This window comes from Roseateles noduli (assembly GCF_050626985.1).
GTDB lineage: Bacteria > Pseudomonadota > Gammaproteobacteria > Burkholderiales > Burkholderiaceae_C > Roseateles > Roseateles noduli_A.
This window is the reverse complement of record NZ_CP192463.1, coordinates 334,077-356,507: the sequence shown is the minus strand read 5'-3', so window position 1 is coordinate 356,507 and position 22,431 is coordinate 334,077. Positions and strand designations below refer to the sequence as shown.

Annotated in this window: 21 protein-coding genes; 9 read left to right on the top strand and 12 right to left on the bottom strand. The window is 68.2% G+C overall.

Annotation, left to right across the window (positions count from 1 at the left end):
• Nucleotides 1-59 precede the first annotated feature (59 nt).
• The 4 genes from ACQ4L4_RS01695 (at nucleotide 60) to ACQ4L4_RS01680 (ending at nucleotide 3,145) form a co-directional block, all read left to right on the top strand.
• Nucleotides 60-527 (top strand): RidA family protein, encoded by a 468-nt coding sequence (locus ACQ4L4_RS01695; protein WP_431102488.1) that lies wholly within the window; start codon nucleotides 60-62, stop codon nucleotides 525-527.
• Nucleotides 527-1,024: a disulfide bond formation protein B gene (locus ACQ4L4_RS01690; RefSeq protein ID WP_431102487.1), complete on the top strand. Its 498-nt coding sequence runs from the start codon at nucleotides 527-529 to the stop codon at nucleotides 1,022-1,024. Before ACQ4L4_RS01695 ends, ACQ4L4_RS01690 begins: the two co-directional genes overlap by 1 nt.
• A 48-nt stretch (nucleotides 1,025-1,072) precedes the next feature.
• Complete coding sequence (locus tag ACQ4L4_RS01685; RefSeq protein ID WP_431102486.1) at nucleotides 1,073-1,462, top strand: VOC family protein; 390 nt, start codon at nucleotides 1,073-1,075, stop codon at nucleotides 1,460-1,462.
• Between the two features lie 93 nt (nucleotides 1,463-1,555).
• Nucleotides 1,556-3,145: an alkaline phosphatase D family protein gene (locus ACQ4L4_RS01680; RefSeq protein ID WP_431102485.1), complete on the top strand. Its 1,590-nt coding sequence runs from the start codon at nucleotides 1,556-1,558 to the stop codon at nucleotides 3,143-3,145.
• Between the two features lie 137 nt (nucleotides 3,146-3,282).
• Here ACQ4L4_RS01680 and ACQ4L4_RS01675 read toward each other — a convergent pair whose 3' ends face one another.
• From ACQ4L4_RS01675 to ACQ4L4_RS01645, 7 genes are all read right to left on the bottom strand, one after another.
• Entirely contained in the window at nucleotides 3,283-3,948 is a 666-nt protein-coding gene (locus ACQ4L4_RS01675; protein ID WP_431102484.1) for a helix-turn-helix transcriptional regulator, read from the bottom strand.
• Nucleotides 3,949-4,203: 255 nt separating this feature from the next.
• Nucleotides 4,204-5,592, bottom strand: a complete 1,389-nt coding sequence (locus tag ACQ4L4_RS01670) for a DUF1501 domain-containing protein (protein WP_431102483.1) — start codon at nucleotides 5,590-5,592, stop codon at nucleotides 4,204-4,206.
• 38 nt (nucleotides 5,593-5,630) lie between these two features.
• A complete protein-coding gene (locus tag ACQ4L4_RS01665; protein WP_431102482.1) occupies nucleotides 5,631-7,427 on the bottom strand; it encodes a DUF1800 domain-containing protein in 1,797 nt (598 codons plus the stop codon).
• Between the two features lie 357 nt (nucleotides 7,428-7,784).
• Entirely contained in the window at nucleotides 7,785-9,179 is a 1,395-nt protein-coding gene (locus ACQ4L4_RS01660; protein ID WP_431102481.1) for a DUF1501 domain-containing protein, read from the bottom strand.
• 24 nt (nucleotides 9,180-9,203) lie between these two features.
• Entirely contained in the window at nucleotides 9,204-10,928 is a 1,725-nt protein-coding gene (locus tag ACQ4L4_RS01655; RefSeq protein WP_431102480.1) for a DUF1800 domain-containing protein, read from the bottom strand.
• 450 nt (nucleotides 10,929-11,378) lie between these two features.
• Complete coding sequence (locus ACQ4L4_RS01650; protein WP_431102479.1) at nucleotides 11,379-12,017, bottom strand: CoA transferase subunit B; 639 nt, start codon at nucleotides 12,015-12,017, stop codon at nucleotides 11,379-11,381.
• Between the two features lie 10 nt (nucleotides 12,018-12,027).
• Entirely contained in the window at nucleotides 12,028-12,729 is a 702-nt protein-coding gene (locus ACQ4L4_RS01645) for a CoA transferase subunit A (protein ID WP_431102478.1), read from the bottom strand.
• Between the two features lie 167 nt (nucleotides 12,730-12,896).
• Here ACQ4L4_RS01645 and ACQ4L4_RS01640 point away from each other — a divergent pair, with 167 nt between their 5' ends.
• The 4 genes from ACQ4L4_RS01640 (at nucleotide 12,897) to ACQ4L4_RS01625 (ending at nucleotide 16,607) form a co-directional block, all read left to right on the top strand.
• A complete protein-coding gene (locus ACQ4L4_RS01640) occupies nucleotides 12,897-13,319 on the top strand; it encodes a PaaI family thioesterase (RefSeq protein WP_431102477.1) in 423 nt (140 codons plus the stop codon).
• 29 nt (nucleotides 13,320-13,348) lie between these two features.
• Nucleotides 13,349-13,912 (top strand): LuxR C-terminal-related transcriptional regulator, encoded by a 564-nt coding sequence (locus tag ACQ4L4_RS01635; RefSeq protein ID WP_431102476.1) that lies wholly within the window; start codon nucleotides 13,349-13,351, stop codon nucleotides 13,910-13,912.
• A 255-nt stretch (nucleotides 13,913-14,167) separates the two neighbouring features.
• Nucleotides 14,168-14,530, top strand: coding sequence for an HU family DNA-binding protein (locus ACQ4L4_RS01630; RefSeq protein WP_067269564.1), 363 nt, complete (start codon nucleotides 14,168-14,170; stop codon nucleotides 14,528-14,530).
• A 106-nt stretch (nucleotides 14,531-14,636) separates the two neighbouring features.
• The gene (locus ACQ4L4_RS01625) at nucleotides 14,637-16,607 is read left to right on the top strand and encodes a B12-binding domain-containing radical SAM protein (RefSeq protein WP_431102475.1); all 1,971 of its coding nucleotides are present in this window, start codon (nucleotides 14,637-14,639) and stop codon (nucleotides 16,605-16,607) included.
• A gap of 168 nt (nucleotides 16,608-16,775) precedes the next feature.
• Here the strand turns inward: ACQ4L4_RS01625 and ACQ4L4_RS01620 are convergent, their stop codons facing one another.
• Entirely contained in the window at nucleotides 16,776-18,083 is a 1,308-nt protein-coding gene (locus tag ACQ4L4_RS01620) for a cyanophycinase (RefSeq protein WP_431102474.1), read from the bottom strand.
• Between the two features lie 236 nt (nucleotides 18,084-18,319).
• Between ACQ4L4_RS01620 and ACQ4L4_RS01615 the strand changes: the two genes are divergently transcribed.
• Nucleotides 18,320-19,351, top strand: a complete 1,032-nt coding sequence (locus ACQ4L4_RS01615) for a hypothetical protein (RefSeq protein ID WP_431102473.1) — start codon at nucleotides 18,320-18,322, stop codon at nucleotides 19,349-19,351.
• An 18-nt stretch (nucleotides 19,352-19,369) separates the two neighbouring features.
• Here the strand turns inward: ACQ4L4_RS01615 and ACQ4L4_RS01610 are convergent, their stop codons facing one another.
• The 4 genes from ACQ4L4_RS01610 to ACQ4L4_RS01595 form a co-directional block, all read right to left on the bottom strand.
• Nucleotides 19,370-19,609, bottom strand: coding sequence for a hypothetical protein (locus tag ACQ4L4_RS01610; protein ID WP_431102472.1), 240 nt, complete (start codon nucleotides 19,607-19,609; stop codon nucleotides 19,370-19,372).
• Nucleotides 19,610-19,666: 57 nt separating this feature from the next.
• The gene (locus ACQ4L4_RS01605; RefSeq protein ID WP_431102471.1) at nucleotides 19,667-20,764 is read right to left on the bottom strand and encodes a threonine aldolase family protein; all 1,098 of its coding nucleotides are present in this window, start codon (nucleotides 20,762-20,764) and stop codon (nucleotides 19,667-19,669) included.
• A gap of 134 nt (nucleotides 20,765-20,898) precedes the next feature.
• Nucleotides 20,899-21,648 (bottom strand): SDR family NAD(P)-dependent oxidoreductase, encoded by a 750-nt coding sequence (locus tag ACQ4L4_RS01600; RefSeq protein ID WP_377156288.1) that lies wholly within the window; start codon nucleotides 21,646-21,648, stop codon nucleotides 20,899-20,901.
• Between the two features lie 129 nt (nucleotides 21,649-21,777).
• Nucleotides 21,778-22,362, bottom strand: a complete 585-nt coding sequence (locus ACQ4L4_RS01595; protein WP_431102470.1) for a TetR/AcrR family transcriptional regulator — start codon at nucleotides 22,360-22,362, stop codon at nucleotides 21,778-21,780.
• Nucleotides 22,363-22,431: the final 69 nt, after the last annotated feature.

Sequence of the window (22,431 nt, the reverse complement as noted above, 5' to 3'; positions counted from 1 at the left end):
CAACGCCAGGCCGGGGTGTAGGATTCCCGGCGTTTTTTTCCACTTCCGCGCAGATCCTCATGAGCACTTCCGTCTACGACCGCCTGACCCAACTCGGCATCGAACTTCCGCCGGTGGCGGTGCCCGCCGCGGCCTACGTGCCGTTCGTCCGCACCGGCAACCTCGTGTTCCTGTCCGGTCATATCGCGAAGAGGGACGGCAAGCCCTGGGTGGGCCAGCTGGGCAAGGACACCGACACGAAGACGGGCCAGCAGGCCGCGCGCGCGATCGCGATCGACCTGCTGGGCACGCTGCACGCGGCGGTCGGCGACCTGAACAAGGTCAAGCGCGTCGTGAAGCTGATGAGCCTGGTCAACAGCACCGGCGACTTCACCGAGCAGCACCTGGTGACCAACGGCGCGTCCGAGCTGATCGGCGAGGTCTTCGGTCCCGAGAAGGGCGCGCATGCGCGCAGCGCCTTCGGCGTGGCGCAGATCCCGATGGGCGCGTGCGTCGAGATCGAGCTGATCGCCGAGATCGCCGACTGATGCGCGCCCTGACCCCCTCGCGCGTGCTGGCCTTCAGCGCGCTGGTGTCGCTCGCCGCCGTGGCGGCGGCCTTGGTGGCGCAGTACCAGTTCAACGTCAAGCCATGCCCGTGGTGCGTGATGCAGCGGGGGATCTTCCTGCTGATCGCGGTGGTCAGCGCCCTGGGATGGGTGCTGCAGCGCGTGGGCTTCGTGCGCGTGCTGTCGCTGCTGCTGTCGGGCGCGCTGGGCGTGGCGGGTCTGTTCGCCGCGGGTTACCAGCACGAGGTCGCCTCCAAGCTGGCCAGCTGCGACATGACCTTCGCGGACCGCGTGCTGACGATGTTCAAGCTGGAAGATCGGATCCCGAGCATCTTCATGGTCACGGCCAATTGCAGTGAAGCGTCCGCGTACACGCTGCTCGGTCTGCCCTATGAGATCTGGAGCGGCGCCCTGTTCACCCTGATCGCGCTGCTGTGTCTGCTGACGCTCAAGCGCGGAGCGGTGCATCGTCGGTGAGACGACCGTCGATGTCTTTGAGATCGATCAACTGTCGGGAGTTCCCACATGAAACGAGTCACTGGCATCGGCGGCATCTTCTTCAACGCCAAGGACCCGGCGGTCCTGCGTGACTGGTACAGGACGCACCTGGGCGTCGATGTGCAGGCGTGGGGCGGCGCGGCGTTCACATGGACCGATGACGCGGGCCAGCCCACGGGCGGCTCGACGATCTGGTCCATCGGCGCGGCCGAGGGCGGCGACGGCTTCGGGCCGAGCAAGGCGCCCTTCATGATCAATTACCGGGTGGCGGATCTCGCGTCGCTGCTCAAGGCGCTGCGCGACGAGGGCTGCAACGTCCTCGAGAAGACCGACGACTCGGAGTACGGCAAGCTCGGCTGGGTCATCGACCCGGAAGGCAACAAGGTCGAGCTCTGGGAGCCGCCGGCGGGGCAGTGAGGACAGTCGGCTGACGCTGGCCGGTCACCGCCTCGTCACACCCTCCCGGCAGCATCGCGGGCTTCGCCTTTCTGATCTCTCCGGGAGACCCGCATGGACCGCCGCCGCTTCCTCCACGCCAGCACCCTTCTGGGCGGCGCCTCGCTGCTGACGCTGCCTGGCGCGCACGCGCAGGCCCCCGCCGTCATCACGCGCGACGCGATGCGCCCGCAGATGCCGCACGGCATCCAGTCCGGCGATCCGATCGCCGACGGCGCCATCGTCTGGACCCGCGGCGACCGCCCGAGCCGGCTCTGGCTCGAGTGGTCCACCACCGCCAGCTTCGCCAACCTGCAGCGCGTGCGCGGACCGCATCTGCTCGAGGACTCCGACTTCACCGGCCGCATCGACCTGCGCGGCCTGCCCGCCGGGCAGGAGATCTTCTATCGCGTCGTCCTGCAGGACCTGCACAACGAACGCGTGCTGTCCGAGCCCGTCGCCGGGCATCTGCGCCTGCCGGCCGCCTTCGGCGCGAAGGGCCTGCGCGATGTCCGCTTCGCCTGGAGCGGAGACACCTGCGGCCAGGGCTGGGGCATCAACGAGCAATGGGGCGGCATGAAGATCTATGAGCAGATCCGCCGCATCAATCCCGACTTCTTCCTGCACAGCGGCGACACCATCTACGCCGACAGTCCCATCCCGGCCGAGATCAAGCTCCCCGACGGATCGCTCTGGCGCAACGTCGTCACCGAGCAGACCAGCAAGGTCGCCGAGACGCTCGACGAGTACCGCGGCCGCTACCGCTACAACCTGATGGACGCCAACGTCCGCCGCATGTCGGCCGACGTGCCGCAGATCTGGCAGTGGGACGACCACGAGGTCACCAACAACTACTCCGACAGCAAGGACCTCTCCGGCGACGCCCGCTACACCGAGAAGAACATCCCGCTGCTCGTCGCCCGCGCCACCAAGGCCTTCCAGGAATACGCGCCGATGCGCCGCTTCGGCGACGCCGAGAGCGAACGCATCTACCGCCACCTGCCGCAGGGTCCGCTGCTGGACGTCTTCGTCGTCGACATGCGCAGCTACCGCGGTCCCAACAGCGCCAACCTCCAGACCGAGGAGAACGCCGACAGCGCCTTCATGGGCCGGCCGCAGATCGCGTGGCTGCTCGAAGGACTGAAGCGCTCGAAGGCCGTCTGGAAGGTCATCGCCGCCGACATGCCGATCGGCCTGCACGTCAACGACGGCAAGGACGCCGAAGGCCGCGACAAGTGGGAGGCCATCGCCAACGGCGACGACGGCGCGCCGCGCGGCCGCGAGCTGGAAATCGCGCGCCTGCTCAGCGAGATCAAGCGCCACCGGCTGCACAACATCGTCTGGCTCACCGCCGACGTGCACTACACCGCCGCGCACTACTTCGATCCCGCCAAGGCGAAGCACACCGACTTCCTGCCCTTCTGGGAATTCGTCTCCGGCCCCTTGCACGCTGGCGGCTTCGGCCCCAACAAGGCCGACGGCACCTTCGGCATGCAGGTCGCGTATCAGAAGGGGCCAGGCATTGCCAATGCCGCCCCCGCGCCCGACACGCAGTTCTTCGGCCAGGTCGACATCGACGCGAAAACGCGCGCCATGACGGTCACCCTGAAGGATCTGGAGGGCTCGACCCTCTACAAGAAGACGCTCGAGCCCAAGCGCACCTGACCCCCCACGAAGTCCTCGGCAGCAAAACCGAGGCAGTACGGCGATGGTTGGGGACGGGAGGTCGAGGGGTTTTGGCGCTTGACGCCAAGGCCCCTTGACCTCGCGGCCAACGCGCGGTCCTCAGCAGGCAGGCAGCCTCAAACCCGCTCCATCACCCGCAACACGCCTTGCATCGGCGGCAACTGCGCCACCATCGACACCAGGTCGCGGATGCTTTCCGTCGCCGTCTTGGCCCGCACGCTCGCGATCTGCGTGCGCACGGTCGAGATGGCGACCCCGTGGCGATGCGCGATCTCCTGCGGCTGCAGCCCCGAGCAGAGCGACTGCAGCACCTGCAGCTCCGCCGCCGTCAGTTGATGTTCACGCGCGAAGGCGAGCATCGGCAGCTCCCCGCACAGGTTGCGTTTGCCGAGCACGACCATCGCCTGCGACGGCCGTCCCTGCCCGTCCTGCAGCGGCAGCACCGACAGCGACAGCCGCCCCGGGCCACGCCCGAGACAGATGAGATGCCGCAGCCCGCGCTGCACGTCGGCCAGCGCGCCTTCCAATCGCAATTGATCGTTGCGCTGCGCCGCGATCAGTTGACCGTCGACGATCTGCAGCGGCGACGTCTCGTCGAGCTGCCGCCGCGCGGTGCTGTTGGCGTAGAGCAGTTGCCCTTCGCCGGCGACGAGACAGACCCCGAGGTCGATCTCCTCCAGCGCATGGCGCCACCACCGATCCGGCGATCCGCGCCGGCGTTCCGGCCCTCGATAGGCCAGCAGGCGACCCAGCTCCGGGGTCCTCCCCAACAATCCGTCCATCTCAGCCTCCCTGGTCGGGCCATGCGTGGATCGCGCCCCTCGACTTGCGCTCGGTCTTGTTGTCGATAGTTGTGCGTGGGGGCGTCGTCGAGATGTTAGGAGAACGTCAGGGTCTTGCGTAGCAGAACATGACGTACGGTGCCCCCTAGGGTTGGGGGAAGCGGCGATGTCGGGTTCCGCGCCGATATTCCGGGAGCCCGCCGGACGCGGAGAAACCCGTATCCATCGGGGTCGTCCGCGATCCACGATGGTGCGTCAGGACATGAAGCCGAGGTCCGTGCCGGCGAAGTTGCCGATGTTGGGCAGCACCGTCCGCAGCTCGGAAGGCGGCACGCCCATCCACAGCGCCAGCGTCGACGCGAGCTGGTCCACCGAGGTGGTCGGCAGCAGGCGGCCCTGGCCGACGTCGTCCGGCCCGTTGATGCTGACCGACGGCGCCGTGCCGTAGAAGCGTCCGCCCTTGACCGCACCGCCCATCACCAGGTGATGCGCGCCCCAGCCGTGATCGGTGCCGTCGCCGTTGCTGCTGAGCGTGCGGCCGAAGTCCGACGCGGTGAAGGTCGTGACCTGATCGGCCATGCCCAGCTCCCGCAGCGCCGCGTCGAAGCTCGCCATCGCCCCGCCGACCTGCTGCATCAGCGCCGGATGGCGCGTCGTCAACCCGTCGTGCAGGTCGAAGCCGCCCAGGCCGACGAAGTAGACCTGCCGCGTCATGCCCAAGGAGGAACGCGCGGCGATCAGGCTCGCCACCATCTTCAGCTGACGCGCGAGCGCGTCCGCCGCGAAGGCGGTGGACAGCGTCGCCGCGCCGGTCAGCGCGGTGCTCAGCGTCGTCTGCAGATCGATCGATCGGGCGGTCACGCGGTTGAGCTCCGATTCCATCGGGTGGGTCCGCTCCTCGGTGATCAGCGCCCGGAGCAGTTTGGCGCAGGAGGTCGACCCGAACACCTGGCTGCCGATGCCGGTGATCGGCTTCTTGCCGCCCGGGCCGGTCAGGTACTGGAACGCGGCATCGCCGGCCTGGAAGATCGCGTTGCCGTAGACATTGATGCAGGTCAGCCCCGCGCGACCGTTGCCCGACAGCATGAGGTCGGCCATGCGACCGCCCCACCCGGTCCGCGCGCCCTCGACGTTGGAGGACTGCCAGAGGCTGGACTGGTCGTTGTGGGAGAACAGCTTGGGCGGCGCCGGCACCGCGCCGGACTTGAACTGCGCCAGCGTCATCGGCGCGGTCAGCGTGCCGATGTTCAGCATCACCGCGAGCCGGCCGGCGTCGAAGACGGGCTTGATCGCCGAGAGCCCCGGCGCGAGCGCCATCTGGCGGCCGTCCGGCAGCGCCACCGTCGGCGCCAGCGCGGTGGCCGCGAGCGCGTCACGTCCGATCGCCAGCGTCGGGCGGATGGCCGTATAGGCCTGGTGGCTGACGGCGTCGTACGGGATCACGGTGTTGCCGTGGTCGTTCCCGCCGTACAGGAACACGCACACCAGCGCCTTGTAGTCGCCGCCCGTCGTCGCGGCGGCGGCGTCGCCGATCGCGGCGAGCTGCAAGGCCCACGGCGCGGCGGCGCCCACGGCGGACGCGACCGAAGCGCGCTTGAGGAACTCGCGACGATGCAGCGAGGACAGCTTGGACACATGAGCCACGGAAGTTCTCCGGTGAACGTCGCCGCGCGGCGACGTCGTCATTTCTGGATCTGGTACTCGGGACAGGCGAGCAGCAGCATCCAACCGGCGCGAGCACGGTTGATCTTGCCGTCGTCGGTGTTGGCCGCGATCGTCGTGACCGCGGCCGCGATGCGCTGCTGCGTCGCGTCCGAGACCGCACCGCCGCCGAGCAGCAGCGCCTGCCGCGCCACCATCGCGCGTGCGTCGGTGGAGAGCGCCATGTCGTCCGTCAGGTCCGGCCTCGCATCGCCCTGCCCGGTCGTCAGCAGCGTCTGCATGAAGTTCAGGTAGCCGGTGACCGTCACCTCGTTGAGCAGCTGGAACTCCGGCGCGGTCACGCCGGTTGCCGTCATCGACGAGTTCGGCGGCACGTAGCCGGGCCGGTAGAAGTTGAAGACCGACGGGCTGAAGAACGGACTCTGGCCGAGCCGGGTCTCCGGGTCGCTGGTCTCGTGGATGGTCCACTGGCCGGCCGAGCTCAGCTTGACCGACCGCGCCACCTGGACGAAGCGCAGCACCGGCTCGCGCAGCTTGCCGGAGCTGCTCACGCTGGCCTCGATCAGGCGCGCCTCCGGATCCAGCAGCACGGCGCGCAGCACCGCCTTCAGGTCGCCGCGCACCCCCTGGCCGTTGTTGTTGAACACCTGCGCCACGCGCTGCACGTACGCGCCGCTCGGGTGGGAGCAGACGAAGCGCTGGATCAACTGGCGGCCGAAGAAGGGCCCGACGTTCGGATGATTGGCCAGCGTGTCCAGCGCCTGGCGCAGCGCGGTCGGGCCGTCGACGCCCGCGGAGATGGTGCTGCCGAGCACCGACTTCGCGCCGCTTGAGAAGTTGGCCGCGTTGTGCACCATCGGCCGGCGCATGAAGGAAGGATCGGCACCCGCGACGTTCGCGGTGTCGAAGTCCCATCCGGTGAAGGCGCGCGCCAGCTGCGTGACCACCGTCTGGTCGTAGGTCTCGACCGGCCGGCCGCCGCTGGCCTGCACCGTGCCATCGAGGTTCAGCTGCACCAGGCCGATGGTGAATAGCTGCATCACCTCGCGGGCGAAGTTCTCGTCGGGCTGACGGCCCTTGGCGTCCTCCTTCCTGCTGCCGCGCATCGCCAGGAAGGCGCCCATGGCCGGCGACAGCGTCACCGCCTCCAGCAGGCCGCGGAAGGTGCCGAAGGCGTTCTCCTCCAGCAGGTCCGCATAGGCGGTCATCGCCATGGTGCGCCACGGGATGTCGAGGCTCGGCGCCGAGACGGTGAAGATCTCCGAGAGCGCCAGCACCATGCGCTGGCGCAACTGGTCCGGCGAGCTGATGAACTTGCGCCAGACGGAGTTGTAGAAGCCGTTGTAATAGAAGTACTTGTTGGCCTCGATCGCATAACCGTTGCGGACCACCCAGTCCCAATGGGACTCGGTGCGCGGCGCGAGGAACTGCAGGTCCAGCCAGTGGTTGTAGCCGACGGACTTCAGCGTGGCGATGTCGGCCTCGCTCGCGGCGAAGCCGGCCTGCGCGAGGAAGCGCGAGGCCTGGGCGTCGTTCGGGAGCGGCAGGACGATGCTCGCCGCGGGAGCGGGCGACGGGGACGGTGCGGGGTCCGGCGCAGGCGCTGGTCCAGGCGGGGGTTCTGAAGCAGGCGCTGGTGCCGGCGCAGGCGTCGGGCCCGGCGCCGGCGAGGGCGCTGGAGCTGGCGAGCCGTCGGGTGACTGCCCGGAGCCGGACGGGGCTGCGGACGAATCGCCGCCGCCTCCCCCGCCGCCGCAGGCGCTGAGGGCAGCGGCAGCAGCCGTGACGGCTGCGGAAGACCAGGGGAAACGGAACATGGTGGGGGTGCGTCGTTACTGCTGACGGCCGCGACTCTAGAGAGTCCCGCCGCCGAAATCAGCATCCGATCCGCAACAGCGGAAAGGCCCGGAAACGCATCCGGTTACCGTGCCGTTCGACCTCGACAGTCGCCCGTTTCCCCCGTGATCATCGGCGTTCCCGGCGATCGACCGGTATTTGTTCCGGCTTCGTCGAACGGCCCGTGCGACTTCTCACGACCTGACCCTCCGGTCCCGTCCCGATCCCGTCGACGCGGTCCCGACGCGTCCTCGATCCCCTGTCCCGGCGACCTCGCCCGATGTAATTGGCGCGTACAAACCGGCCAGTCCCGGCGATCGCCGCCGAGATGTTCGAAATCAGGCCGCAAAGAGCCCGAGGTCTTTCTGGTTGAAGTTCACGATCCCCGGAAGGATCCCCGGCAGGTCGGTCGCCGGCACGCCCATCCACAGCGCCAGCGTCGCTGCCAGCTGGTCGACCGAGGTGGTCGGCAGCAGCCGGCCCTGGCCGACGTCGTCGGGTCCGTTGACGGCGACCGTCGGCGCCGTGCCGTAGAAGCGACCGCCCTTCACCGCGCCGCCCATGACCAGGTGGTGGCTGCCCCAGCCGTGGTCGGAACCGTCGCCGTTGGAGCTCAGCGTGCGACCGAAGTCGGAAGCCGTGAAGGTCGTGACGTTCTGGGCGACGCCGAGCTCGACGAGCGCCGCGTCGAAACTCGCCATCGCGCTGCCGACGTTGCCCAGCAGCACCGGCTGCTGCGACATCAGGTTGTCGTGCAGGTCGAAGCCGCCGATCGACACGAAGTACACCTGCCGCTGCACGCCCAGCGAGGCGCGGGCGCCGATCAGGCGCGCGACCGTCTGCAGCTGGGCCGCCAGGCCGTTGCCGTTGGTCTCGAACGGCGTCTGCAGCGTGGTGGTGGACAGCGCCGTGGTGATCGTGCCCTGCGCGTTGACCGAGCGCGCGGTGACGCGGTTCAGCTCCTGCTCCATCCAGTGCTGGCGCTCGCCCGTGATCATGCCGCGCAGCGCTTCCGCACACGCGGCGGAGCCGAACAGCGAGCGGTTCGCGCCGTTGATGGCGACGGCGCCGCCGCTGCTCATCTGGTACTGCACCGCCTGGCCGCCCGACATGAAGACGGCATTGCCGGAGACGTTGATGCAGCTGAAGGTGGCGTTGCCGTTGCTGGACAGGAACTGGTCGGCCACGCGACCGCCCCAGCCCGAGGTCGCGCCTTCGGGCCGCGACGATTGCCAGAGGCTGGACTGGTCGTTGTGCGAGAACAGCTTGGGCGGCAACGGCACGTTGGCGGCCTTGTACTGGGCGAGCGTCGTCGGCTGCATCAGCGGGCCGATGTTGAGCATCACCGCGAGCCGGCCCGCGTCGAAGACCGGCTTGAGCCGGTTCATCGTCGGCGCCAGCGCCAGCTGCCGGCCGTCGGGCAGCGCGAGGGACGGCGTCAGCGCCGTGGCGGCGAGCTGATCGCGCGGGATCGCCAGCGCCTGGCGGATGTTGGCGTAGGCCTGGTAGTTCGCCGTGTCGTACGGGATCACCGTGTTGCCGTAGTCGTTGCCGCCGTACATGAACAGGCAGACGATGGCCTTGTAGTCGCCCGGCGCGGCGGCCGCGGCGGCCTCGCCGATGGCGGCCAGCTGCAGCGCCCAGGGCGCGGCCGTGCCGGCGATGGAGACCGCCGAGGCGCGCTTGAGGAATTCGCGACGGCGCAGCGAGGGAAGCTTGGAGAGGTGGGTCATGGTCGGCACTCCGCTCACGGCTGGTTATTTCTGGACCTGGTATTCGGGCGCCGCCAGCACCATCAGCCATGAGGCCTTGACGCGGTTCAGCTTGTTGGTGTCGGTGTCGACCTTGATCGTGGCGACGGCGGTGGCGATCGTGGTGATCGTGGCCTCCGAGATGTCGCCGCCGCCCATCAGCTGCGCCTGGCGCCGCACCAGCGCGGGCGCGTCGGCGACCAGCGCGAGATCGGCGGTGTAATCGGGCTTCATGTCGCTGACGCCGTTGCCGATCAGGCCCTGCATGTAGTTCAGGTAGCCGGCGACGGTGCTCTCGTTGCAGAGCTGGAACTCGGGCGCGGTCACGCTGTTGGTGCCCAGCTGCGAGTTGGGCGGCACATAACCCGGCCGGAAGAAGTTGAAGACCGAGCCGCTGCGCATCGGGCTCTGCCCCAGGCGCGACGACGGGTTGCTGGTGTCGCCGACGGCCCAGAGGTCGCCGGGCGAGCTCAGGCCCACGGTGCGCGCCCACTGGATCATGCGCTGCAGCGGCTCGCGCAGCTTGCCGGCGCTGGGCGCGGTGGACCGCGTGCGGGCCTCGGTGTCGAGCAGGATCGCGCGGATCACCGCGCGCATGTCGCCGCGCACGCCCTTGCCGTTGTTGTCGAAGACCGCGGCGACGCGCTGCACGTAGGCGGGGCTCGGGTTCGAGGCCACCAGGCGCTGGATCAGTTGCCGGCCGATGAACGGGCCGACGTTGGGATGCGCGGTCAGCGTGTCCAGCGCGACCTTCATCGCGGCGGCGCCATCGGCCGTCGCGGGGATGACGGCGTCCAGCACCTTCTTCTCGCCGGTGGAGAAGCGCGAGGCGTTCTGCCGCATCGGGCGCTTCATGTAGCTGAAGTCGAGGCCGTCCACGTCGGAGGAGTCGACGTCGAAGTCCCAGCCCGTGAACACGCGCGCCAGATCGGTGATCTGCTGCAACGTGTAGGTGTCGACGGTCTTGCCGTTGACCATCTTGGGCGTGCCGTCGGCGTTGAGCTGGTTCAGGCCGATGGTGAACAGCTGCATCACCTCGCGGGCGTAGTTCTCGTCGGGCTGGCGGCCGCTCTTCACGTCTTCCTTGCGGTTGCCGCGCATGGCCAGGTAGACGCCCATCGCCGGGGACAGCGTCACGCCCTCGATCAGCGCGCGGAAGCTGCCGAAGCAACGCTCTTCCAGCATGTCGACGTAGCCGGCGGTCGCGAATTGCGGCCACGCGATCGGCAGGCCGTTCATCGAGACGACGAAAATCTCCGACAAGGCCAGCACCACGCGCTGGCGCAACTGGTCGGGCGAGCCGATCAGCTTGCGCCACAGCGTCGCGTCGACACCGTCCAGGCTGTAGCGGTTGGCCTCGGCGCCCTTGCCCTTGGCCACGAGCCAGTCATAGTGGCTCTGCGTGCGCGGCGCGTCGAACTGCTGATCCAGCCAGCGCGCGAAACCGACCGTCTTGACGCTGGTCAGATCCGCCGCGCTGGCGGCAAAACCGGCCTGGCCGAGGAAGCGCGCCGCCTCGGGTTCGGTCGTGGGCACGTTGGTCTGGGGATCGCTGTCCGGGCCGGCAGTGCTGTCGCCGCCCCCACCGCCGCCGCCGCAGGCCGCGAGCAGTGCCGCAGCAGCAGCAGCCGCGAGGGCGGCCGTCGTGCCGACGGTGGTGGTGTCGTCAACGACGCGATCGTCGTCGGGCAGTGCGGGCGGTGCAAAGTGGGTAGTGGCGGCGGCAGTCATCTCGGCATCGGCTCCAGGCAGCGGATGCGGGATGGTGGCGAGGACCGGACTTCAATTCACCGTCATTCGTACAACTTGTGAAAGGCGCGGCAACAGGCTGTTGCGGCGTGATTTATTCACGAGTCGAACTTGTCGGGGTGGGATATGCGCGAGAAACGAACTGGAAATACATCGCCCGCGCGTGGCACATGAGATGCCTGGACTGCCATTTTCCCGCGCGCGGCACGTGTGGCGTCACTCCCTCTCCCGCTTGCGGCAGAGGGTTGGGGTGAGGGCCAGCGGCGGTGGCATTGCGCACTCTCCTGCGAGGAGCCAAGCGCGGGCTCTCCAGGGTGCAGGGGGCATCCCTCCGGGAACCCCCAGCACCCTTCCGGCCCCACCCGCTCTCGCTGCCCAGGGGCCTGGGGAGTACGTGTGGCAGGTCTTGCCACGAGTGGTGCCAGGTCTTGCTCAGATCAGCGTCACGCCGGTCTTGCTCTGCACGAACTCGCGGGTCACTTCGGGGGCGAGCTCGACCAGCTTCAGGCCCTGCGGAGTCACGTCCATCACGGCCAGGTCCGTGATGATGCGGTTGACGACGCCCACGCCCGTCAGCGGCAGCGTGCAGGTCGGGATGATCTTCAGGTCCTCGGTGCCGTCCTTCTTGCGGGCGACGTGCTCCATCAGCACGATCACGCGCTTGACGCCGGCGACCAGGTCCATCGCGCCGCCCATGCCCTTCACCATCTTGCCGGGGATCATCCAGTTGGCGAGGTCGCCGCGCTCGCTGACCTGCATCGCGCCCAGGATGCTGAGGTTGATCTTGCCGCCGCGGATCATCGCGAAGCTGTCGTGGCTGCCGAAGATGGACGAGCCAGGTATCGTCGTCACCGTCTGCTTGCCGGCGTTGATGAGGTCGGCGTCGACCTCGTCCTCCGTCGGGAACGGGCCGATGCCGAGCATGCCGTTCTCGCTCTGCAGCCACACTTCCTTGTCCGCCGGCACGAAGTTCGCCACCAGCGTCGGAATGCCGATGCCGAGATTCACATAGAAGCCGTCTTCCAGTTCCTGCGCGGCACGTGCCGCCATCTGGTCTTGGGTCCAGGGCATGTCTCTCTCCTCAAGCCGCGGGGCGGATGGTGCGCTTCTCGATGCGCTTCTCAGGATTCGGGTTGTGCACGATGCGGTGCACGTAGATCCCGGGCAGATGGATGCTGTCGGGATCCAGCTCGCCGACCTCGACGACCTGCTCCACCTCCACCACCGTGACCTTGCCGGCCATCGCGCAGGCCGGATTGAAGTTGCGCGCCGTGCGCCGGAAGATCAGGTTGCCGCTCTTGTCGGCGATGTGCGCCTTGACCAGCGCCACATCCGGATTGAGCGCGCGCTCCATCACGTACTGATGGCCGTCGAACTCGCGGATCTCCTTGCCCTCGGCCACCAGCGTGCCGACGCCGGTGCGCGTGAAGAAGGCCGGGATGCCCGCGCCGCCGGCGCGCAGCTTCTCGGCCAGCGTGCCCTGCGGCGTGAACTCGAGTTCAAGTTCACCGGCCAGGTACTGGCGCTCGAACTCCTTGTTCTCGCCAACGTAGCTGGAGATCATCTTCCTGATCTGCCGCGTCTCGAGCAGCTGGCCCAGGCCGAAGCCGTCCACGCCCGCGTTGTTGCTGATGACGGTCAGGCCCTTGGTGCCGCTGTCCCGCAGCGCCGCGATCAGCGCCTCCGGAATGCCGCACAGGCCGAAGCCGCCGACAGCCAGCAACTGGCCGTCCGCCACGATGCCGTCCAACGCCGCCTCGGCATTGGGGAAAAGCTTGTTCATCCGATGTCTCCTGCTTGCCGTTGATCCACGGGTTTCAGAACTGGTCCAGAACCGGTCGGCCAATCTACTACGTAAGGCATTAGGTAAGCGCTACGTAGAATTGATTAAGCATCCGCCGCTGCCTCCTCGCGCAGCCATCCCGCCACCGAGTCCCCGAAGGAAGCCCGATGACCCTGCCCCCGGACGCCCTGTCCCTGGACGCGCTGCGCGCGCAGATCCCGAAGATCTTCGCGCCCTGGATCGTCGCACTCGGCCTGGAGCCCGTCCATGCGGAAGATGGGCTGCTGCGATTGACCATGCCGGTTGCGCCCGAGCTGATCCATGTCGGCGGCGTGATGTGCGGGCAGGCGTCGATGGCCGCGGCCGACACGGCGATGGTGCTGCTCATGATGCGCGAGCTGGGCGAGTTCCGCCCGATGACGACCGTCCAGCTGCAATCGACCTTCATCCGCCCGGTCTCCGGCGCCCGCTGCACGATCGAGGCGCGCCTGCTGCGCCGCGGCAGGAACCTGGCGTTCGGGCAGATCGACCTGCTCGACGAGCAGGGCCGGCTGGCCGTGCAGTCGACGACGACCTACGCGCTGTTGTGACTGCTGCGGCCCGTTCCGACCTGCCTCCCATGAGCCTCGACTACCGCACCGCGTTCGACCAGGCCCCGATCGGGCTGGTGATTTCCGAGAACCGCCTGATCAGAGACTGCAACCGGCTGGTGCTGGAGATCTTCGGCGCGCAGCGCGAGCAGTTGATCGGCCACAGCTTCGCGCTGCTGTATCCGAGCCCCGTCGAATTCGAGCGCACCGGGGAGCGCATCGTCGCGAGCCTCGATGCCGCCGGCTATTACGCCGACGAGCGCGTGATGAAGCGCGTCGGCGGATCGCGCGCGGGCGAGCTGTTCTGGTGCCACGTGTCGGGCCGCGCGCTGGACCCGTCGCAGCCGCATGCGAGCGGCATCTGGAGCTTCGAGGACCTGTCCGCGACACGCCAGCTCAAGGCCGACCTCACGCCGCGCGAGCGCGAGATCGCCGCGCTGCTGATCGAGGGCCTGACCAGCAAGCTGATCGGCCGCAAGCTCGGCGTCAGCCCGCGCACGGTCGATGTGTACCGCGCACGCCTGATGAAGAAATACGGCGCGGCGGCCGGACCTTGTCCATCGCCTGCTCGTGTCATGAGATTCCTTGCGTGACGTATTCCCGCGCAAGGCCTGACGCCTTGCGGAAATCACCTGGAATGCCCCCTTGGCAACATGATGGAAACCTCGTTGCAAGCGCTCACAAGATCCCCAGAAGCACCGATGGATACGGCAATCGAGCAAGACGTGACCCCGGATAGGCGATTTCATCGATGATTTGCGGGGCAACCCGGGGATGCGCGCGTGATTTCTCACGCACAATACGCGCCGTCCGGCGTGAAGCCGGGCCTTAACCGCAGAGTCAAACGAATGAACAAGACTGAACTGATCGAACACCTGGCTTCCAAGCACGAACTGACCAAGGCCGAAGCTGGCCGCATCCTGGAAACGCTGCTGGACGCGGTGGTGTCCACGGTGAAGAAGGGTGGCGCTGTCTCCATCCCGGGCTTTGGCGCCTTCAAGCAACACGCCCGTGCCGCCCGCACCGGCGTGAACCCCAGCACCGGCGACAAGATCAAGATCGCCGCCGCCAAGCTGCCGAAGTTCACCCCGGGCGCCGGCTTCAAGGCCGCCGTGGACCCGAAGGCTGCCGCTCGCAAGGCTGCCGCCAAGCCGGCCAAGGCCCCCAAGGCCGCCGCCGCCAAGCCCGCCAAGAAGGCCGCCAAGAAGTAATCCACTTCTGGCGCACGCCGATCGCCAGGGTCGCTTCAGCGATCCGGGCGGTACCGAACAAACCCGGCTTCTGCCGGGTTTGTTTTTTTGCTCCTACAGTTCCGACATGTCCGCCCCCGCGCCCACCGCCGCGCCCTCCTCCGCACCCGCCCTGCGCGTGCTGTCGCTCATCCCCCCGATGACGCAGCTCAACACGCCTTACCCGTCCACCGCGTACCTGACGGGTTTCCTGCGCTCGCGCGGCTTCCAGGCGGCGCAGCGCGATCTGGCGCTGGCCCTGGTGCTCAAGCTGTTCTCCCGCGACGGCCTGAAGCGCGTGCGCGAGGCCGTGCACGCGATCCCGCTGCCGGACCGCGGCATCGCGTCGCGCCATTTCGACGAGTCCTTCGACCGCTACTTCGCCACGATCGCGCCGGCGATCGCGTTCCTGCAGGGGCGCGACCCGACGCTGGCGCACCGCATCAACACGCGGACCTTCCTGCCGGAAGGCGCGCGATTCCAGACGCTGGAGGTCTACGTCGCCGATGACGGCGAGGATCCGCTGGCCTGGGCCTTCGGCGCGCTGGGGCTGCAGGACCGCGCGCGGCACCTGGCGACGCTGTACCTGAACGACCTGGCCGACGTGCTGCGCGAATCGGTCGATCCGCGTTTCGAGTTCGTCCGTTACGCCGAGCAGCTGGCGACCAGCCAGCCGACCTTCGATCCGCTGCACGACGCGCTGAGCGCGCCGCCCAACCTCGTCGACGACCTGCTGCGCGAGCTGACGCTCGCCGCGATCGACGCGGAACAGCCCGACGTGGTGCTGCTCTCGGCGCCCTTCCCCGGCGCCGTCTACGCGGCGTTGCGCATCGGGCAGACGATCAAGCGCGAGCGGCCCCACATCAAGATCCTCTTCGGCGGCGGCTTCGTCAACACCGAGCTGCGCGAGCTGACCGAGCCGCGCCTCTTCGACTACGTGGACTTCGTGTCGCTGGACGCGGGCGAGCGGCCGCTGCTGGCGCTGCTCGATCACATCGCCGGCAAGCGCAGCCGGCAACGGCTGGTGCGATGCTTCATCCGCGAGGACGACGGTGAGGACGCGGAACGCGCCGAAGGCACGCGGGCGGGCCAGGTCCGCTACATCAACTTCGTCGAGCCGGACGTGCCCTTCGAGGACGTCGGCACGCCGACCTGGGACGGCCTGCCGCTGCACGACTACCTGTCGCTGCTGGACATGCTGAACCCGATGAACCGGCTCTGGAGCGACGGCCGCTGGAACAAGCTGACCATCGCGCACGGCTGCTACTGGAAGAAGTGCAGCTTCTGCGACATCACGCTGGACTACATCTCGCGTTACGAGGCGGCCTCGGCGAAGACGCTGGTGGACCGCATCGAGGCGATCGTCGCGGAGACGGGCCAGACCGGCTTCCACTTCGTCGACGAGGCAGCACCGCCCAAGGTGCTGAAGGCACTCGCGCAGGAGCTGATCGATCGCGGCGTCTCCATCAGCTGGTGGGGCAACGTGCGCTTCGAGAAGACCTTCACCCCCGAGCTCTGCCAGCTGCTCGCCGACAGCGGCTGCATCGCGATCAGCGGCGGCCTGGAGGTCGCGTCGGATCGTCTGTTGAAGCTGATGCAGAAAGGCGTGTCCGTCGAGCAGGTAGCGCGCGTGACGCGCGCGTTCACCGATTCCGGCATCCTGGTGCACGCCTACCTGATGTACGGCTTCCCGACGCAGACGGTGCAGGACACCGTCGATGCGCTCGAGTACGTGCGCCAGCTCTTCGAGAACGGCTGCATCCAGAGCGGGTTCTTCCACCGCTTCGCCTGCACGGTGCACTCGCCGGTGGGGCAGGACCCGAAAGCCTTCGGCGTCGAACTGCTGCCGCTGCCGCCCTCACCGTTCGCGAAAAACGACGTCGGCTTCGTCGACCCCACCGGCACGGACCACGATGCCATGGGGGAAGCACTCAAGAAGGCGCTCTACAACTTCATGCACGGCATCGGCGTGGAGCAGGACGTGCGACGCTGGTTCAGCGTCAGGGTGCCGAAGCCCAAGGTGTCCAAGCAGTTCATCGCGGAAGCGTTGGACGCGTGAGGATGCCGGCGTCCGCGCTGCCAGGCGCGGGCTCTCCACGGTGCATGGGGGATCCCTCCAGGACCCCAAGCACCATTCCGGCCCCACCATCACTCGCTGACTTCGCGCCTTCTGACTTCGACAGGCTGCTTGCGGGAGAGGGCGGGGGTGAGGGCCAGCGGCCGATGCCTAGCGCATGCCGGCGGGCGCGATCATCGTTGCGGCCGGGACCGCGTTCGTCGTGGGACCCGCGCCAGGATCGGGCAGGCGCACCGGCCGGATGTCGAGCCGCACGTCGAGCAGCGTGACGTCCTTCGCGTTGCCATCGGGGTCGATCCATCCCTGCGTGTCCGCACCGCGATAGAGCCGGAAGACAAAGCCGGTGCGGTCGCGATCGCCGGTGGCGTCGGGACGGATGCGCGCCGCCATCGCGCGCACCTCGGCCGCAGGCGAACTCAGCAGCTCGGTCATCGCCTGGACGATGCGGTTGTCGCCGAGGATGTCGGGCTGGAAGCTGTCCACCGGCCCGCGTGAGGGCACCGCCCCTCCCTGCGTCGATGCACGGACCGGCACCGGGGATCCGGCGGCCGTCTTTCTGGGCGCCGGCATCGTGACGCCGGAGCGCAGGTCGTGGCGATCGCCGTTGTCGAGGTAGCTGAGCCGCGCGCCGCGCACGTTGAACATGCCCAGCGACGGATCACTGCGCGCGTCGCGCAGGTCCACGAACAGCGCGCCCCGTCCGCCGATGACGTCGATGCGGTCGCCATGCACGACGGCGGCGCTGTTCTCCTCGACGCCGAGCCCGAAACGGTAGCCCTTGGCCATCATCAGCGGCAGCATGCGGCCGATGCGCCCGCGCTTGAGGAAGTGCTGGTCGACGAACAGCTCGCTGCCGACGAAGCCCAGCCCCCGGTCGATCTCCTGGCCCTCGCGCAGCGTGCCGCGCATGACTTCCATGACGTTGAGCGCATCGCGGAACATCACGCGGCTCATGATGGCCGCCCCGGCGCTGGTGCCCGCGACGACGCCGCCGCGCCGGTAGACATCCCAGATGGCATCGAGCATCGCCGTGCGCCGTCCGTCAGGCTGCAGCGTGTCGACGATGAAGCCCTGCGCGCCGCCCGAGAAGAAGACGGCGTTGGACGCGCGCACCTTCGCGATCAGCTCGGGGTCGTTGAGGTTCTTCTGCAGGTCGGCGCCTTCCAGGCGCGGCGCCACGGGGATGTGCTCGGCCTGCGCGCCGTGTTTCCTGAGCACGTCGATGATGAGTTTGGCGGAGAGCTCCGGATTGGCCGCGGCGGTGGCGAGTACGGCGAAGTGCGCCTTGCCGGGGCCACCGGCCTCCTGGACGATGCGCTGCCAGACGGCGTCGTTGTCCATGCGCAGCGCACCGCCGATGACGATGGCGGTCTGGCCCGAGGCGGCGCCGGCACCCAGCAACGCCGCCGCGGCGAGCAGCGCGCGGACCCGGATCGAGAGGAGTCGGAAGGCATGCATGCCGCCTATCTTGCATATCGCATGCCAGATGGGAAGCAGGCTCCACCTTCAACCTGGGGATGCGAACGGGCATTACGGCCCGCCCTCCCCTGAACGGATGGGTATCGATCGGGGCGGACACCGCACGGCAGACGCGGGCGCGGAGTGTCCGAGCGCGTCCCCTCCCTGTGGGATGACGCATGACAAGCGCGTTTCCATACTCGTCCACGGTCCGATCCGGGCCGAGGAGACGCGCGATGACGCTGGAGATCTACTCGCATCAGGACCTGATGCAGGGGCGTACCAATTTCAACCAGTTCGTGCCGGTGATCGCGCACGGCGACTCGTGGGGCTCGTTCGGCTCATTGCCGCCGTGGATCACGGGCAGCCTGTTCAACGCGATGGACTTCGGCAAGGACGTGGGCATCGTCAACTACGCCATGCCGGGCCAGTTGCTGCGCGATCTGCCGGACCCGAAGAAGTTCTCGCACTTCCACCTCGCGATGACGCTGCGGGGCATGCCCGACTGGCGGGCGATGCTGATCTCGGGCGGCGGCAACGACCTGATCGACTGGGTGAAGCGCGGCCAAGGTCACGACCTGGCCCAGCGTGTACTGCGTTATCCCTCGGAATGGCTGCCGGCGGACCAGGGGACGACGCGCTTCCTGTCGCAGAAGGGCTGGAGCAGCCTGTGCGATGAACTGCTCGACGCCTACGTGGCGCTGGACGCGCTGCGCGACGGCAACTACGAGCAGATGGAGATCATCACCCACGTCTACGACTACATGACGCCGCGCTTCGCGCCGGCTGTCAACGGCGTGTCCGGTCCGTGGATGGCGCCGGCCTTCCACGCCGCGGGCATTCCGGACGATCAATGGCAGGCCCTGGCACGCGTGCTGGTGGACTGGTTCCACGACTTCCTCGAGCATCAGGTGAAGACCCGCATCGGCGGATTTGTCGTGCTGGACACGCGGGGCGGCAGCACGCCCGCCGCGCCCGGCACCACCGGCGTCAGCAATGACTGGGCCAACGAGATCCACCTGACGGCCGCCGGCTACAGGAAAGTCGCGAAGGCGAAGTGCAATGCGACGCTGCAGGCACATGCGGTGAACTGGACGACCGGAGAGATCGCCGAGGTCTTGTCGCCCTCCCCCGCCGCATCCCCCGCATCCGCGGCGAAGTCTGCCAAGTCCATCAAGGGAGCCAGGACGACGAAGGTGGCAAAGGCCAGCAAGTCGAAGGCAGCCCCGTCCGCTGGCAGCAAGGCCGCGAAAGCGCGCCGACGTTAGAGCCCGCGTCGGGTCGGGTCAGGCGGCTCCCTTGCGGTCCTTGCGCTGCTTCTGCCTCGCCTTGCGGACGCGATAGATCAACAGCGGCACGAAGACCGCGAGTCCGACGACGAGCATCGAGGTGGCGCTTCCGCCGTTGCCGGGCTTCGTCAGGCCGCGCAGCGCATCCATCAGGTGGCCGAAGCCGCGCGTGATCAGCCAGAGGAAGAAGAGCGTGACCAGCGCCGAGAGCGCGAGGCCGAAGAGAGTGCGTTTCATGAAGACCGCGATGCTACGCGGTCCGGCCCCGTCGACCGATGCACCGGGTGAGCGAGCTCAGGCCCGATGCGCGAGATCGATCAATCGCTTGAACGCTGTAGCGACGACCTCGTCGTCCAAGGCGAGCAGGTTGTCGCCGACATAGATCTCCGTCACCGCCCGACCCGGCGAGCCCGTTTCGCGCGCGGCATTGAACAGCCAGAGGCCTTCGGCTTCGGCGATCGCGTTGCGTGCCTCCACGAGGCCTTGCGCCTCGCCGTCCATGTGGACATGGAACATGTTCGCGTGCGGCGCGGCCGGATTGATCCGGATGCCGTCGACCCGGCTCAAGGCCTGGACCACCTGCACCGTGCGCTCGAACAGGCGTGGCATCAGCGCCAGCCGCTCGTCGAGGCGGCAGACCGCCGATGCGGCAAGCGGCGCCAGCTGATAGATCGTTCCGCCCATGCGTCGCCGCCACAGGCGCGCCTGGGCCATGACGCGTTCCTCGCCTGCGAGCAGCGCGCCAGAGAAACCGCCGAGTCCCTTGTAGGTCGAGACATAGACGGTGTCGAAGCCGGCCACGATGTCGGCGTAGTCCTTCCCGTACCACGCGGCCGCCTCCCACAGGCGCGCGCCGTCGAGGTGGAGTCGCGTGTCCGTCTCCGCCGCCCAGTCCTTGATGGCGGCCAGTTCCTCCCACGTGGGGGACTGCCCGCCGATGGCGCGCGCCGGGAGCTCGAGTACCACGGCGGCCAAGGCCTCCGCGGGCTGTTCCAGATCGCTCCTGTTGAGCGTCCGGTGGGACTGCCCGAGGAACGCCGCATGCAGGCCCATCACATGGGAATAGGCCTGCTCCTCTTCCGTTGCCAGATGGCAGGTCGCGTGCATGCCGAAGCGCGGCAGACCTTGGTCGTCCGCGTGGAGGCGCAAGGCGATCAACTGCGCCATGACGCCGCTGGGCATGAAGACCGCGGCCGGTTTTCCCAGCAGGCCCGCGACGCGCTGCTCCAGCAGTGCGACTGCGCCGCCGTCGCCGTACACGTCGGCAGCGACGTCGTTTGCCCGCGCCCAGGCCGCAACAGCTTCCAGATCCTCGGCGAATGATCGGGGCGCAAAACCTGACACCCAGCGGGTGCAGCGCTTCTTCAGGGCTTGGATCTCAGAGGGCGTCATCGCTGTCTCGCTCGCGGCAATCGGATCGCGATTGAATCACGATCGCAGACTCGCAGCGCGCGGCACGGGGCTCGACGAGGCGCTGTCTTCGCGCCTCGCCCCGCTCCGGTCCGCCTCGCCCCACACCGCCTGGCTTACAGCTTCGTGCCGCCGCTCGCGTCGACGATCTGCCCGGTGGTCCAGGCACCGTCCGGACCCGCCAGGAAGGCGACCACGCCGGCCACGAACTCCGGCTTGCCGACGCCCGGCAGCGCCTGCACCTGCGCCAGCGTCTCCTTGCCGCCCGGCTCATTGATCCAGGCACTCATGCGGGTATCGATGGCGCCGGGCGCCACGACGTTGACCGTGATGTTGCGCGGACCCAGCTCGGCCGCCAGCTGCAGCGTCAACGCGTCAACGAAACCCTTGCTCGCGGAGTAGGCCGTGATGCCCGGGAAGGCGATGCGCGTCGCCGCCGTGCCGATGTTGATGACACGCCCGCCGTCGGGCATCACCGGCACCACGCCCTTCGTGACGTGGAACAGGCTGCGCATGTTGACGCTGACGAGGCGCTCGAAGTCCTCGACGCTCGTGTCGGCCAATCCGGCGAACACGGCGATGCCGGCGTTGTTGACCAGGATGTCGACGCGCGGCAGCTTCAGCGCCGTCACGCGTTCGACCAGTTGCTGGCCGCCGTCGACGGCCGACAGGTCCGCCTGGACCACATGCGCCTTGCCGCCGGCAGCGCGCACCGACGCTGCCAGCGTTTCCACTTCATCGCGGCCGCTGCCGTAGTGCAGCACGACCTCGGCGCCGTCGGCCGCGAGACGCTGCGCGATGGCGGCACCGATGCCGCGCGAGGCGCCGGTGACCAGGGCGATTTTTCCTGCAAGGGACTTGCTCATGACGTACTCCAATTAGACCGATTGGTCAAAATAAGGGGAAAGAAAAGCCGCGCATGCGGCCGGAAGGAAATCAGGGGTGGTGAGACAATGTCTGTTGGTGGTCGCCGTTATCGGCGTGATCGAGGCGGATCACTCCCTGTCAAGCACCGACATCGCAAGCGCCACGGAGCGCTCCATCTGCGCGCGGCTGCGGCCCGCCTGCGCGGCGACGCGCAGCCCGCTGGTCATCGCGATCATCAGCTCGGCGAGTTCCGTCGATGGCGTCCTGCTGACGATCGAGCCATCGCGCTGGCCGCGCTCGATTTCGGAGCGCAACAGCTCGTGCGTCGCTTGCCAGCGGCTGGTCAGGGCCCAAGCGAGCGGCGCGTCGGAGAGTCCTTCCAGCAGACCGCTGGTGACGATGCAGTGCTTGTCGACCGTGTTGTCGCTGGTACAGCTCGCGACCATCGCCTCGAAGTACACCTCGATGGCCAAGCGTCCTGTCTTGGCCGCCTGCACCGCGGCGATGGTGTGCGAGGCGCGCTGCACCGCGCAGTCGATCGCCTGCAGGTACATGGCCTGCTTGTCGCCGAAGGTGTTGTACAGGCTCTGCTTGCCCAGCCCGGTCGCTTCCTGCAGGAGCGAAAGGCTCGTGCTCGCATAGCCGTGCGTCGCGAAGACGTCGGTCAGACGATCCAGGACTTCGGCTTCGGAAAAGCGGCGTTCGCGTGGCATGGGACGGATCCTACGGCGTATTGGACCGATCGGTCAATAGCCGTGGTGTCCGTCCGGTCTCACGCCGAT

Bases quoted from the DNA above. Each gene is read 5' to 3' on its own strand.
- ACQ4L4_RS01695 (WP_431102488.1), top strand. From the start codon at position 60: ATGAGCACTTCCGTCTACGACCGCCTGACCCAACTCGGCATCGAACTT.
- ACQ4L4_RS01690 (WP_431102487.1), top strand. From the start codon at position 527: ATGCGCGCCCTGACCCCCTCGCGCGTGCTGGCCTTCAGCGCGCTGGTG.
- ACQ4L4_RS01685 (WP_431102486.1), top strand. From the start codon at position 1,073: ATGAAACGAGTCACTGGCATCGGCGGCATCTTCTTCAACGCCAAGGAC.
- ACQ4L4_RS01680 (WP_431102485.1), top strand. From the start codon at position 1,556: ATGGACCGCCGCCGCTTCCTCCACGCCAGCACCCTTCTGGGCGGCGCC.
- ACQ4L4_RS01675 (WP_431102484.1), bottom strand. From the start codon at position 3,948: ATGGACGGATTGTTGGGGAGGACCCCGGAGCTGGGTCGCCTGCTGGCC.
- ACQ4L4_RS01665 (WP_431102482.1), bottom strand. From the start codon at position 7,427: ATGTTCCGTTTCCCCTGGTCTTCCGCAGCCGTCACGGCTGCTGCCGCT.
- ACQ4L4_RS01660 (WP_431102481.1), bottom strand. From the start codon at position 9,179: ATGACCCACCTCTCCAAGCTTCCCTCGCTGCGCCGTCGCGAATTCCTC.
- ACQ4L4_RS01655 (WP_431102480.1), bottom strand. From the start codon at position 10,928: ATGACTGCCGCCGCCACTACCCACTTTGCACCGCCCGCACTGCCCGAC.
- ACQ4L4_RS01650 (WP_431102479.1), bottom strand. From the start codon at position 12,017: ATGCCCTGGACCCAAGACCAGATGGCGGCACGTGCCGCGCAGGAACTG.
- ACQ4L4_RS01645 (WP_431102478.1), bottom strand. From the start codon at position 12,729: ATGAACAAGCTTTTCCCCAATGCCGAGGCGGCGTTGGACGGCATCGTG.
- ACQ4L4_RS01640 (WP_431102477.1), top strand. From the start codon at position 12,897: ATGACCCTGCCCCCGGACGCCCTGTCCCTGGACGCGCTGCGCGCGCAG.
- ACQ4L4_RS01635 (WP_431102476.1), top strand. From the start codon at position 13,349: ATGAGCCTCGACTACCGCACCGCGTTCGACCAGGCCCCGATCGGGCTG.
- ACQ4L4_RS01630 (WP_067269564.1), top strand. From the start codon at position 14,168: ATGAACAAGACTGAACTGATCGAACACCTGGCTTCCAAGCACGAACTG.
- ACQ4L4_RS01625 (WP_431102475.1), top strand. From the start codon at position 14,637: ATGTCCGCCCCCGCGCCCACCGCCGCGCCCTCCTCCGCACCCGCCCTG.
- ACQ4L4_RS01620 (WP_431102474.1), bottom strand. From the start codon at position 18,083: ATGCATGCCTTCCGACTCCTCTCGATCCGGGTCCGCGCGCTGCTCGCC.
- ACQ4L4_RS01615 (WP_431102473.1), top strand. From the start codon at position 18,320: ATGACGCTGGAGATCTACTCGCATCAGGACCTGATGCAGGGGCGTACC.
- ACQ4L4_RS01610 (WP_431102472.1), bottom strand. From the start codon at position 19,609: ATGAAACGCACTCTCTTCGGCCTCGCGCTCTCGGCGCTGGTCACGCTC.
- ACQ4L4_RS01605 (WP_431102471.1), bottom strand. From the start codon at position 20,764: ATGACGCCCTCTGAGATCCAAGCCCTGAAGAAGCGCTGCACCCGCTGG.
- ACQ4L4_RS01600 (WP_377156288.1), bottom strand. From the start codon at position 21,648: ATGAGCAAGTCCCTTGCAGGAAAAATCGCCCTGGTCACCGGCGCCTCG.
- ACQ4L4_RS01595 (WP_431102470.1), bottom strand. From the start codon at position 22,362: ATGCCACGCGAACGCCGCTTTTCCGAAGCCGAAGTCCTGGATCGTCTG.